The organism is Candidatus Pelagibacter sp. PS_23 (assembly GCF_059417905.1).
In genome coordinates this window covers 183,955-196,807 of sequence record NZ_CM182071.1, presented here as the reverse complement: position 1 = coordinate 196,807, position 12,853 = coordinate 183,955, and the positions used below count along the sequence as shown (strand labels likewise).

14 protein-coding genes are annotated in these 12,853 nt (G+C 29.7%); all 14 read right to left on the bottom strand.

Translation table 11 applies throughout. The features are described from left to right. The 14 genes from glmM to AC5SLY_RS01005 all read right to left on the bottom strand — a co-directional run bounded on the left by glmM (position 1) and on the right by AC5SLY_RS01005 (position 12,852). Positions 1 to 1,332: a phosphoglucosamine mutase gene (gene glmM, locus AC5SLY_RS01070; RefSeq protein ID WP_494598935.1), complete on the bottom strand. Its 1,332-nt coding sequence runs from the start codon at positions 1,330 to 1,332 to the stop codon at positions 1 to 3. Continuing rightward, complete coding sequence (folP, locus tag AC5SLY_RS01065; RefSeq protein ID WP_494598934.1) at positions 1,332 to 2,108, bottom strand: dihydropteroate synthase; 777 nt, start codon at positions 2,106 to 2,108, stop codon at positions 1,332 to 1,334. Before folP ends, glmM begins: the two co-directional genes overlap by 1 nt. A 281-nt stretch (positions 2,109 to 2,389) precedes the next feature. Then, entirely contained in the window at positions 2,390 to 4,276 is a 1,887-nt protein-coding gene (gene ftsH / locus AC5SLY_RS01060) for an ATP-dependent zinc metalloprotease FtsH (RefSeq protein WP_271479875.1), read from the bottom strand. A gap of 51 nt (positions 4,277 to 4,327) precedes the next feature. Further along, positions 4,328 to 5,383 (bottom strand): tRNA lysidine(34) synthetase TilS, encoded by a 1,056-nt coding sequence (tilS, locus tag AC5SLY_RS01055; protein WP_494598933.1) that lies wholly within the window; start codon positions 5,381 to 5,383, stop codon positions 4,328 to 4,330. After that, positions 5,343 to 6,317, bottom strand: a complete 975-nt coding sequence (gene ybgF, locus AC5SLY_RS01050; protein ID WP_494598932.1) for a tol-pal system protein YbgF — start codon at positions 6,315 to 6,317, stop codon at positions 5,343 to 5,345. The genes tilS and ybgF overlap by 41 nt, the downstream gene beginning before the upstream one ends. An 87-nt stretch (positions 6,318 to 6,404) precedes the next feature. Further along, positions 6,405 to 6,947 carry a peptidoglycan-associated lipoprotein Pal gene (gene pal / locus AC5SLY_RS01045; protein ID WP_494598931.1) on the bottom strand — a complete coding sequence of 181 codons (543 nt, stop codon included), beginning with the start codon at positions 6,945 to 6,947 and terminating at the stop codon, positions 6,405 to 6,407. 24 nt (positions 6,948 to 6,971) lie between these two features. Then, a complete protein-coding gene (gene tolB / locus AC5SLY_RS01040; RefSeq protein ID WP_006997307.1) occupies positions 6,972 to 8,312 on the bottom strand; it encodes a Tol-Pal system beta propeller repeat protein TolB in 1,341 nt (446 codons plus the stop codon). Positions 8,313 to 8,314: 2 nt separating this feature from the next. Continuing rightward, positions 8,315 to 9,124, bottom strand: a complete 810-nt coding sequence (gene tolA / locus AC5SLY_RS01035; RefSeq protein ID WP_006997308.1) for a cell envelope integrity protein TolA — start codon at positions 9,122 to 9,124, stop codon at positions 8,315 to 8,317. 5 nt (positions 9,125 to 9,129) lie between these two features. Further along, entirely contained in the window at positions 9,130 to 9,546 is a 417-nt protein-coding gene (gene tolR / locus AC5SLY_RS01030) for a protein TolR (RefSeq protein ID WP_006997309.1), read from the bottom strand. Position 9,547: 1 nt separating this feature from the next. Then, positions 9,548 to 10,222 carry a protein TolQ gene (tolQ, locus tag AC5SLY_RS01025; protein WP_018413880.1) on the bottom strand — a complete coding sequence of 225 codons (675 nt, stop codon included), beginning with the start codon at positions 10,220 to 10,222 and terminating at the stop codon, positions 9,548 to 9,550. A 53-nt stretch (positions 10,223 to 10,275) separates the two neighbouring features. Continuing rightward, positions 10,276 to 10,770 carry a crossover junction endodeoxyribonuclease gene (locus AC5SLY_RS01020; RefSeq protein ID WP_494598930.1) on the bottom strand — a complete coding sequence of 165 codons (495 nt, stop codon included), beginning with the start codon at positions 10,768 to 10,770 and terminating at the stop codon, positions 10,276 to 10,278. Next, positions 10,770 to 11,495: a YebC/PmpR family DNA-binding transcriptional regulator gene (locus tag AC5SLY_RS01015; protein ID WP_494598928.1), complete on the bottom strand. Its 726-nt coding sequence runs from the start codon at positions 11,493 to 11,495 to the stop codon at positions 10,770 to 10,772. The genes AC5SLY_RS01020 and AC5SLY_RS01015 overlap by 1 nt, the downstream gene beginning before the upstream one ends. 5 nt (positions 11,496 to 11,500) lie before the next feature. Beyond that, a complete protein-coding gene (locus AC5SLY_RS01010) occupies positions 11,501 to 12,307 on the bottom strand; it encodes a TIGR00282 family metallophosphoesterase (RefSeq protein WP_018413877.1) in 807 nt (268 codons plus the stop codon). After that, positions 12,304 to 12,852, bottom strand: coding sequence for a 5-formyltetrahydrofolate cyclo-ligase (locus AC5SLY_RS01005; protein ID WP_018413876.1), 549 nt, complete (start codon positions 12,850 to 12,852; stop codon positions 12,304 to 12,306). Before AC5SLY_RS01005 ends, AC5SLY_RS01010 begins: the two co-directional genes overlap by 4 nt. Between the last annotated feature and the right edge of the window lies 1 nt (position 12,853).

The following is a 12,853-nucleotide window of genomic DNA, read 5'->3' as shown; positions in this document are numbered from 1 at the left end:
TTATTTAATTTTTCTTAAAATGATTTTCAAACATTTTTGAAGCAATTTAATATTATCACTCTCTCCCATTACTCTGATTTTAGACTCCGTTCCTGAGCTTCTAACTAATATTCTACCTTGACCTTTAATTAATTTTTCTGCTGATTTTATAGAATTTTTAATATCAATATTTTTAATTATATTTTTGTCTTTAACATCAATATTTTCTAATATTTGTGGAGTTTTCTTAAAGGTATTAAAAAAAATACTAGCTTTTTTTCCTTTTCTTAATGAAAATAAAACTTCTAAAGCAACTAATAAGCCATCTCCAGTGGTTGCAAATTTGCCTAGAATAATATGCCCAGATTGCTCACCACCTAAATTAAAATTATTTTTTTGCATTTTCTCTTTTACAAAGCGATCTCCTACATTTGATCTTAAGAATTTTATATTATGTAGTTTAAAAAACTTTTCTAATCCATAGTTAGACATTAACGTGCCAACTACACCTCCTTTTAACATTTTTTTTCTTTTCCATCTCATTGCTATTGCGGCAATTATTTGATCTCCATCAATTACAATACCTTTTTCATCACACATAATAATTCTGTCGGCATCTCCATCAAGTGAAATTCCTAAATGTGCTTTATATTTCTTTACTGCCAATCTGATTTTATTTGGAAAAGTAGATCCACAATTTTTATTAATATTAAGACCATTAGGATTTATTCCAATTGAAAATACTTTAGCACCTAAAGATTTTAATAATTCAGGTCCTGCCTTATATCCAGCCCCATTTGCGCAATCAATTACTATTCTTAAACCTCTTAGATTAAAATCTTTTGGTAAATTACTTTTTAAAATTTTTATATAATCTTTATTTGCAGTTTCTAACCTTTTTACACGACCCAATTTTTTTGGTTTTGATAAAGATTTTTCAATCTTTTGATCAATTAAAGTTTCAATTTTCTTTTCAATTTTATTTGACAGTTTTAACCCATCAGGTCCAAATAATTTTAACCCATTGTCATGATATGGGTTATGAGATGCTGTAATCATAATTCCCATATTAGCTTTCATACTTTTTGTGAGCATTGCTAAGCCATTGGTTGGAAGTGGGCCTAATGTATAAACATGCATACCAGCCGATGTAAGTCCTGATACTAACGCAGGTTCCAAACTATACCCTGAGAGTCTCGTATCTTTAGCAATTATTGCTATTTGTTTCTTTTTTTTTTGAGTTTTGAAGTAAGTTCCTGTTGCAAGAGCAAATTTAAAAAACATGTCTCCATTAATATTTTTACTATTAACGGCACCTCTTATTCCATCTGTTCCAAAATATTTTTTTGCCATTAGTTTTTAATTAATTCTTTAAACACCTTTATACTTTGTCTTAATTCATTCACATCATGAATTCTTAGAATTTGAACTCCTTGCATTATTGCATACATGGAAGAAGCTACTGTTCCACCTAATCTTTCCTTGCTATCATTTTTTCCAGATAAATCCTTAATAAATTTTTTCCTAGAAAGTCCAAGTAATATAGGAAAACCAAGAGTATGAAAAATAGAAACGCTTCTAATTAAATTCATATTATGTTTCAAATTTTTTCCAAAACCAATTCCTGGATCAATTACAATATTATTATGTTTTATACCCTTGGATCTTAAAAATTTAATCTTTTGTTCAAAAAAATCATAAATATCTAATAATTCATTTTTGTACTTAGGGTTTTTTTGCATTTTTTCTGGTGTACCTTGTGAATGTTGAATGACAAATGGAGTTTTGCTTTTTATCAATACCTTAACTGTTTTAGGGTCATAACTTAGACCTGACACGTCATTTATAAGTTTAACTCCTAACTGAATCCCTTTAATCATAATTTCTGATTTTCTTGTATCTAATGATAGTGGAATTTTTTTATTAACATCTTTTAATATTTCTTTTATTCTATTCCATTCCTCCTTTTTACTTACAGGTTTAGATCCAGGTCTTGTTGATTCTCCACCAACATCAATAATATCTGCTCCAGATTTAAATAAATTCTTTGCATGAGATATTCCTTTTTTCTTTTTATTAAATTTACCCCCATCAGAAAAACTATCTGGTGTTAAATTTAATATACCCATTATATTAGGTATTTTATTAAAATTTAAACTTGAAAAGTTTTTATTTTTTTTAACGATAGTCTTGAGATCTTTATTAATTTTTTTTTTCAGTAGTTTGGGTAATTTTTTTATATCTTTAAGATAAATTTTTTTGATAGAAGTTCGTGTAAGAATTTCAATTTGTCCAAAAGAAATTTTCTTATTACCATTTAGTGGGAGATTTTTTTTTTTCTAACTAATTCAATTGAAAATTGACCATAAGCAAAATTACACGCTCTTGTGTAATATTTTTTCATTTAGTATTAATGAACTATTTTCGGCTTAAGACCCATTGAACTTAAAGCTGAACCTTTATCTTCATCTTCAACTTTTAAATCCTCTTTATTGCTTGGATATATATTTTTATTAATCAGGTTTTCTATTTCTTCACCGGTAAGTGTTTCATATGTTAAGAGAGCTTTGGCTAATTTGTGCAGATCATCAATTTTTTCAGTTAAAACTGTTCTTGCTCTTTCATAACCTTTATCGACAATTTTTCTAATTTCTGAGTCTACTTTTTTTGCAGTTTCTTCAGACATATTTTGAGTTCTCGCAACAGACCTTCCTAAAAATACTTCTTCTTCATTCGAACCATAAGCAACTGGTCCCAACTCTTTGCTAAGGCCCGCTTGCATTACCATGGCTCTTGCTCTTTGAGTTGCTTGTTCAATATCACTAGATGCACCAGTTGTAACTTTATCTTCACCAAATATGATTTCTTCTGCTACTCTTCCACCCATAGCTATAGCTAATTGAGCATGAAGCTGCTCTCTTGTTTGAGATAGCTGATCTCTCTCAGGTAGTTGCATAACCATTCCTAAGGCTCTACCTCTTGGAATGATTGTTGCCTTATGAATTGGATGAGCTGCATCCTCATTGATAGTTACTATTGCATGTCCAGCTTCGTGGTAAGCTGTTAATGTTTTTTCTTCTTCTGTCATGACCATGGATCTTCTTTCTGATCCCATCATCACTTTATCTCTTGCTTCTTCAAACTCAGTTAGAGTAACTAGTCTTTTATTTTTTCTTGCAGCAAGTAATGCCGCTTCATTAACTATATTTGCTAAATCTGCACCTGAAAAACCTGGGGTTCCTCTAGCTACTGTTCTTAAATTTACATCAGGTGCCATTTTAATTTTTTTAACATGAACTTTTAATACTTTTTCTCTTCCTATTATATCTGGAAGTCCAACAACTACCTGTCTATCAAATCTACCTGGTCGTAATAATGCTGGGTCTAATACATCAGGTCTATTTGTAGCGGCAATAATTATTACACCTTCATTCGTATCAAAACCGTCCATTTCAACTAATAACTGGTTTAAAGTTTGCTCTCTTTCATCGTTACCTCCTCCAAGACCAGCACCTCTACTTCTTCCAACAGCATCTATCTCATCTATAAAAATAATACAGGGTGAATTTTTTTTACCTTGTTCAAACATGTCTCTAACTCTTGAGGCTCCAACACCCACAAACATTTCAACAAAATCTGATCCTGATATTGTAAAGAACGGAACTCCTGCTTCCCCAGCTATAGCTCTAGCAAGTAAAGTTTTACCTGTTCCAGGTTGGCCAACTAATAAACATCCTCTTGGTATTTTTCCACCAAGTCTACTAAACTTTTTAGGATCTTTTAAAAATTGAACAACTTCTTCTACTTCTTCTTTAGCCTCTTCTACTCCAGCGACATCATCAAAAGTAACTTTACCTTTTAATTCATTCATCATCTTTGCCTTAGATTTTCCAAAACCCATGGCTCCACCTTTGCCACCCTGCATCTGTCTCATAAAGAAAATCCAAACAGCGATTAGTAACAACATCGGAAACCACGACAATAAAACACCAAACAAAGACGGCATCTTATCTTCTAAAGGAGCAGCTGATATACTTACCCCTTTTTCAGATAGCTTCTCAATTAAATTTGGATAATTCGGTGAATAAGTAGAAAAAGTATTTCCATTAGCTAATACTCCTCTAATATTGTTTCCTTGAATATCAACTTTTATAACTCCACCATTATCAACTTCTGATAAAAATTCTGAAAATATAATAGAATTACCTTTGCCCACATTAGCTTGAGGGTTCTTAAACATATTATAAAGGCCTATTGTTAGAAAAACAATTACTGCCCACATTGCTAAATTCTTCATATTCATAGTTATAAGATAATAATTATTATTAATTAAACAAGTGTCAAATTGTTACAAAACCTTAACTTTATTAGTGTTTTCCCTTGAAATTAATATGGTCTCATTAACTCTTTCAACAAAACAACCTCCTAAAGTTATTTTTGAAAATGTCTTTAGGATAATTCGGTTAATCAGTTCGTTGATACTTTTTCCTCTAACAGGATAGTATTTTTTTCCTATTTTTTGAATAACAAATGTCAAAGATCTAAAAACAACTTCATGCGATTGATCAAAAAAATTATGACTTAAAATATAAGTATCTTTTGTTTTAATATGTGTAGAATTATCCTTCAAATTTTTGTTAACATAAAACTTAATTGATTTGTCTGAGTCTCTTAAATTATCAATGGTTAATTTTAGTTTTTTTAAGTCCAATCCCTCTCTTTCAAGAGATTCTAATAAAGTTCTAATTCTTGTTCTTTTATATATCTCGTTAATATTAGATGGATCTTTAATAAAAAATTTAAATACTATTTTAGAAATATTAATTAAATCATTTTTTTTTAAGTTTAGTAATGGTCTTAAAATATTTAGATCTTCATCTTTATATTTTACACTTTTGTTAAAAGATACCAATCCATTTAGTCCACTCCCTCTAACCACTCTAATTAAAAAATTTTCAACTAAATCATTTGAATGATGTCCTAATAATAAGTGCTTAATATTATTTTTTTTACATTCTTTTGATAGTAAAGAATATCTTGCTTCTCTTGCTAAAGACTGAATATTTCTAGAAGGTTTTTTACCTTTCCAGATTAATACTTTGCATGTGATACCAATTTTTTGTAAAATTTTTTTTACTATCGTTGCTTCCTTTGTCGACTCAGTTCTAAGTCTATGATCAACTAAAAAAAATTTAACTTTTATTTTATTTTTTATTGAATAACATTTAGCCAAGTAAGCCAGTGCCAAACTATCGGGTCCACCTGAAACTGCTACTGCAAAATTTTCCCCAGAATTTAAAGAGGAAGAGAATTCACTATAAACTTTAGAAATTTTTTGATTTTTTAAAAAACTAAGAATTTGTTTATGAGTTTTGTTTTGAACACTCAAACTTTTTTGATTCATATTTTGCTTTTTGAAGCACAGATTGATTTGCTTTAGGATATTGCTCTTCAACCCCCACAATCATTTTACAACCTTGCTCTTTTTCTCCTATTTGAACCATTGATACACCAAGTTTTAATAAATTTATAGGAGCCTTCTCACCTTTTGGATATTTTTGATATCCTTCAAGATAAGCAGTAGCTGCATCTGTATAAAGTTGTCTTATTCTAAACGTTTCAGCATACCAATATTGAGCATTGCCTGCCAATTTATGGTCTGAATTATTTATCACAAATTCCCTAAAAGCTCTTTCTGCAGTGCTGTAATCACCTACCTTTAAAAAACTAGTTGCAAATTCATATTGTTTTTCTGGAGTAGCATTTGGAAGTATATTTTTTTCTGATTCAAAGTTTTCTGTCACTATTGATGCAGTAGTTTCTACTGATTGTATTTGCTGACTAGTTTCTACATTTTCTGTATCTTTATATGAAATAGACCCCAAGTCTTGAGGTTGTGAAGAACCTGGTAAAGTTTTGTCTACTTGTTCCTTTGGTATCGAAGTTAATTTTTTTTCAATTTCTCCAGATGATAAAGCATTTTCCAGATCTTGAAATCTAATTTGGTTATCTGCTTGAACCTTAGAAAGCCTATTTGATAATTTATCTAACTTGAAATTAATTTCTTCAAACTTATTAGTCAGTTCTTGAAATTGTTTTTCAACATCAGACAATTTTAGAAGATGTCTTGTTAAAACATCCTCAGAGTTTTCGTTTGTGCTTGTTTGACTATTTGAATTAATTGACCCTGAGTAAACAGCTTTTTCTAGGGTTTTTAAATCTTTTTGAATTAACTCTAAAATTTCATTTACATTATGATTATCAGCAAAAATAATATTTGGAAAAAATATAAAGACTAATATTAATTTTAATCGAATTATTTTTTTATAATTAAACATAATAAATTCAGTAGTAATTATAATGATGGCAAAAAAAAGACCCTATTCACAAATGTGATAGGGTCCTTTTATAATTTATTAATTTGATTAGTTCGCTTTAACAGTAACTGATCTTCTATTTTTAGACCATGCTAAAGGGTTGGATCCAGAATCTACTGGTCTTTCTTTACCATAACTTAATACAGAAATTCTGTCTGAAGAAATTCCATACGTCATTAAATAGTCTTTTGCTGAATTAGCTCTTCTTTCACCTAATGCTAAGTTGTACTCTCTTGTACCTCTTTCATCAGCATGACCTTCCAATACAACATTAATATCTGAATTTTTTCTTAACCATGCAGCTTGTTTTCTTAAAGTTTCTCTTGAAGCTGTTGTAAGTATAGTTTCATTTGTTGCAAAGAAAACTCTATCTGGAACACCAGAAGCTAAATATTCTACAGAATCTGTTCCTGTATAAACATCACCTTGCATTTGTCCTGTTGTTGTTTTTTTTGTAGCACAAGCAGTTAATACTAAACTTGCTAAAACAATTAGAAATCCATTTTTTAAAATCTTGCTTAAGTTCATTGTTGCTCCTTGATCCTTGTTTTGTAATACTTTATTTTTTTCATATTTAATTAGACCTTTCAAGTTAAAAATCAAGTAAAATTAAGACTAATTGCTTAATAAAGACGACCAAGATGGGTCAGAAGCATCAGTTTCAGTTTCAACCATCTTTTCATTGTACCCTGTTAAATCAATAGACCATAATTTGGCTGAAAATCCCTCTCCTTTAGAGTTAGTCTTAGTTTCTCTATAAAAGATAAGAACCCTTCCATTTGGTGACCATGATGGAGCTTCTTGATAAAAGTTCTCTGTTAGTAGTCTTTCACCAGTTCCATCTGTTCTCATTACTCCAATATAAAATTTTCCTTTATGAAGCTTTGTAAATGCAATTAAATCACCTCTTGGAGACCAAACTGGAGTTCCATACAAGCCATTCCCAAATGAGATTCTCTTAACATTTTTTCCATTACTATCCATTACATAAATTTGTTGGTAGCCACTTCTGTCTGAGTTAAAAGTAATTTTTTTTCCATCTGGTGAGTAAGAGGGTGATGTATCAATTGATGGATGATTGGTAATTCTTTCAACAATTCTGTTTTCAAGATCCATAGTATAAATATCAGAATTGCCATCTTTAGCAAAACTCATTATAATTTTTTTTCCATCAGGTGAAAACCTTGGGGCAAATGTCATTCCAGGAAAATCTCCAACTACTTCTTGCATTCCAGTTTCAATATCTAATAAATATACCCTAGGTAAATTTCTAAAATAAGAAAGATATGTGACCATCTGATTTGTTGGGCTAAATCTTGGTGTTAAAACTAATTCATTTCCAAGTGTTAAATATTTATTATTAAAGCCATCTTGGTCCATTATTGCTAATTTTTTTATTCTTTTAGTTTTAGGACCTTCCTCAGAAACATATATTATTCTAGTATCAAAATAACCTTTTTCTCCAGTTAAGCGTTCATACACCTTATCTGTAATAATGTGACCTACTCTTCTCCAGTTACTAGGAACAGTGGTAAATGCTAAAGCCATCATTTCTTTTCCAGCTAAAACATCCCATAATCTAAATTCTACTCTTAGTTTTTCATCTACAAATGTAACCTTGCCTGTCACTAGAGCTTGTGCTTTAATTAAATTCCAATCTTCGAACCTTGGTTTTAAATTAGCCACATCTGGTTCTTGAAGAAATGCATTTTTGTCTAGTGGATTAAATAGACCAGATTGTCTTAAATTATTCTCAACAACTATTGAAATTTCTGATCCTAAATCTTCTTGTTTTAAAATTTTTTTAAAATTTTCTTTTGACTTATTATCTATTGATAAAGGGGATACAGCAACTGGCAAAGGATTTAAATTTCCTCTAGTAATATCAACTTCAATTAAAGCAAAAGCTTTAATGGGAATAATAATAAATAATATAAATAAATATCTTAATAACATTTTTATCCTTCTAACATTTCTCTAGCATCAAAGTTTAGCTGCATATCTTTCCATCTTTCATAACCTGTACTAGGTACTCTAAGAGGTTGGCAAAGCTTTATAGCTCTTAATGCACTTTCAGCTAATACTTTATAAAATCCCTGTCCAGGCCTATTCATTCTAGCATGATCAAGAATCTCTGTTTTTATAATAGAGCCATCTGGCTTTAATTGTAACTTAATTCTAACTAATAAATCTTCGTTAAACGGTAACCCTAGAGGAATACTCCAACAACCAAAAATTTGAGCTTTTAGAGCATCTTCTTCGCTTAAAGTTAATCCTGAAAAATCCATATCTTTATCTTGATCTTGAGTAACTTTATTGGATTTTTTATTTGTTTCTGCACTCTCAGTCTTAGATTTATCAATTAATGCAGCAATACTATTAGTGTCAAATAGTTCTTTTTTTTCAAATTCTGAAATTTGTTTAATTTCTGTTTCTTCTTTTTCAGGGTTTTGTTTTTCATCCTTAATTTTCTTTATTTTTTCTATTTTTTCATCTGGCAATGGCACAGCATCTGGCTTTTGTTTTTTTATTTTTTTTGGTGGTGCCTGTTCAGAAACTAATTTTTTTTCTTTTTCTTTAACTTTCTCTATTATTTTTTTTGCTTTTGGTGCAAAAGGAATATTAGTTTTGTCTGTGATTTGAATCAGCTCAACTGATATAATCGGTGGAAGATCAATCGGTTTTTTAGCAAGGAATGGTAAGCTCATAGCTGTGATTACCACAAGAAATATATGAAGCCCAAAAGAAATAACAATATTTCTATTCACTTTAGTTACCTCTCTTTATATGGCTCAGAAATTAATGCTACTTTAGTAAAGCCGGAGCCAGATAGCATTCCCATTATTTCTAAAACTCTACCATAGTTTATCGATTTGTCTCCTCGAACATAAATTCTAGTGTCTGTTCTATTTTTAGATACAGCTAAAATCTTAGCAATAATTTTATCATACTCAACTTTAGATTCTTGAATAAATATTTCACCTTTAGAATTTATAGATAATGTTAATGGTTCTAATTCTTCAGGTAATGAATCAGCAGAACTTTCGGGTAGATCAACTTGTATTCCAACTGTTAATAATGGTGCTGTTACCATAAATATAATTAATAACACCAACATTACATCAACAAATGGAGTGACATTTATTTCACTCATAGGCTCTTTTGATGAACGTTTGAGATTAAAAGCCATTTTATATTATTGATAAAAATCTTTTAGAAAAATTTTCTAATCTTTGTGAATATTTTTTTGAGTCGTTATTAAATTTATTATAAGCAACAACTGCAGGTATTGCGGCTAATAATCCAAGAGCAGTTGCAAATAAGGCTTCAGCTATTCCTGGCGCTACAATTGCCAAACTTGTGTTTCTTGAGATTGCTATAGATTGGAATGAGTTCATTATTCCCCATACAGTTCCAAACAAGCCTATAAAAGGTGCCGTCGAACCAACTGTTGCTAAAAAAGTAAAGCCTTTATCTATTTTTGAAATTTGTTTTTCAATATTAACCTCAAGTATGCTTGCCATTCTTTCATTTAGGTTAGTTTTACTTTTGGCTTTTAATAAACTTTGCATTGTATCTTTAAACAACAAGGCCGTAGGGTTTTCTACATCAGCTGGCAAACTATTGTAAAAAGTTTCGGCTGATTTTGATTTCCAAAATTTTTCTTCAAATTCCTCAGACTCTAAATTTATTTTTTTAAACAGTCTAAATTTTTCAATAATAACAGCCCATGAATATATAGAGCAGCCAATCAACATAAGTATTACTGATTTTACAATAAAATCTGCTCTTAAAAATAAACTCCACAAGGAAAAATCAGTATTTGAGGCAAGGCCTACTGCTTGAGATGTAATATCAGCTTCCATATTGAAGGTTTCACACTTAAATGTGTCATGAATTTGACTTTTAAAGTCTTTATTTATTCTTCTAGTTTATAAGTTTCGTAATAAAAGCTAGCAATCAATATCGCATCAGCTTTATTTGAGTCTTTTTTTCTCGATAACTCTGATGAAAAATAAGGAAATACCTCTATTGCTTTTGTTCTACTAGCGTCTTTTTCTGAATTAATAAGGTTAAAATATTTTTTCCATTTTGTCGGTCTTACAAAATACATCGGTAATTGCATTGCAGAACAAATTCCTTTTAAAATACCAAACGATTGTCCAAAATTAAACATACTAGTAACCCCTTGACCTGGCATAGCTGATACTTGTTCAATTATAACTTTGATATCTCCCTTATTTATGTCTTTAATTCTTGAAGAGATTTCATAATAAATTTGAGCACCATTAACTTGTTTTTTATTTTTTTTCCCTTCAGGCATATTGGGCATTTCAATAACATCAATTATTTTACCATCTTGAAAAAAACAAATAGAACCTGTTATGCCTGGGTCTATTCCAATAATAAGCATTAGTTATTCTTAAAATTTATATTTGAATAAACACTTTGAACATCATCATCATCTTCTAATGTTTCTAAAAACTCTATTGCCGTTTCCACTTTATCTTTTTCAACATCTACACTATTTAAAGGAACCCATTCAATCTCAGTTGAAATAAAATTTGCAATTGTTTTTTCTAAATTTTTTTTTACATTATAAATTTCACTCATAGGACATTGAATTTCATGAAATTCATCATTTGAAATACACTCATCTGCACCAGATTCAATTGCTAGTTCAAAAATTTGTTCATCTGATATTTCTTTTTTATCAATTTTAATAATCCCTAACTGATTAAAATTATGTGAAGCAGATCCCTGAGTTCCTAAATTGCCACCACTTTTTACAAATATAGATCTAACATTGGAAGCTGTTCTGTTTTTATTGTCAGTTAACGCCTCTACAATCACGGCTATTTTATCTGGACCAAATCCTTCATATCTTAAATTTTCATAATTTGTTTCAGAATTAACCGAAGATTTGGCAATAGCTCTTTCAATATTATCTTTTGGCATGTTGGCTGATTTTGCAGCTTGAATTGCAGATCTAAGTCTTGGGTTCATCGCAGGATCTTTATCACCTAGTTTTGCTGCTACACTTATCTCTTTAGATAATTTTGAAAATACTTTAGATCTTTGTTTGTCTGCTTTTCCTTTAGAGTGTTTTATACTTGCCCATTTTGAATGACCCGACATAATAATTATTGAGAATTTTTTAATTCTCCTCCATGTATAAAATTTTTTACAGTTTTTGCTAACCCTGTTTCTACATCACATTCAACAATCACACCACACAAACTAGCTTCACCAATTGCTGGAAAGTGCTTTGTGGACTTTTTTTTTAAAAACCTATTAATTGAATTATCTTTATTCATTCCAATAACTGAGTCATAATCACCACACATTCCTGCATCAGTTTGATAAGCAGTACCACCTTTTAATATTCTAGTATCATTTGTTGGAATATGCGTGTGAGTTCCAACAACCAATGTTGCCTTACCATCAAAAAAATGTCCCATAGCTGACTTTTCACTTGTTATTTCACCATGAAAATCAACTAATAAAAAATCATAATCTTCTTTAAGCTTATATTTTTTCATAAATTTTTCAGCTGCTTCAAATACATCTTCACATTTCTTCATAAAAACATTTCCCATCAAATTAAGCACTCCTACTCTCATTTCATTTTTAGCAGTAAATATTCCAAAGCCTTTTCCTGGAGATGGTTCAAATAAATTTTTAGGTCTAAGAAGTCGATTTTCTTTTTCAATATGAGACATTGTTTCTTTCTGATCCCACACATGGTTACCCGTTGTAATAACATCTACACCACAGTTAAAAAAATCTTTACATATTTCCTCTGTAAGACCAACACCTGAGTCAGCTGCATTCTCACCATTGACAACTACAAAATCGATTTTTTCATCTTTAATTTTTGATAGTAAATTATTCAAAACCATCGACCGTCCTGAAATGCCAACTACATCACCTAAAAAGAGTATTTTCATTTTATAATATTTTTATTTGTTACAATATAATCTAATTTTTGATCATACATATTAGTTGGTACTTTATCAATTTCTTGAATTGAAAAAGCTAAACCTATCTTTATGATATTTTTTTTTTTTGATAATTTTTCAATTAATCTATCGTAGTATCCACCACCATATCCAAGTCTGTTTAATTTTTTATCAAATGCTACCAAGGGAATTAATAAAACGTCAGGGTATACTATATTTTTAGCTTCTGGTTCAGGTATTCCATATTTATTTATTTTTAAAGGCTCAGAAAATGACCATGAATAAAAATCCATTTGAAAGTTTTTCCTAATTATGGGCAAAGAAATATTAAATTTATTCTTTTTAAATTTTCTTAGCAGTGTCAAGTCGTCTATCTCAAAGTTTACCGGATAGTATCCACCTATCATAATCTGATTGGTTATCTTTTCTTTTTTAAGAATTTTTAAAATTTGCTTAAAGTTGAGCTGAATATTTTTTTTATTAAATTTTTTTCTTACTTTAAGAATTTTTTTTCTTAATTCAGATTTTAACACA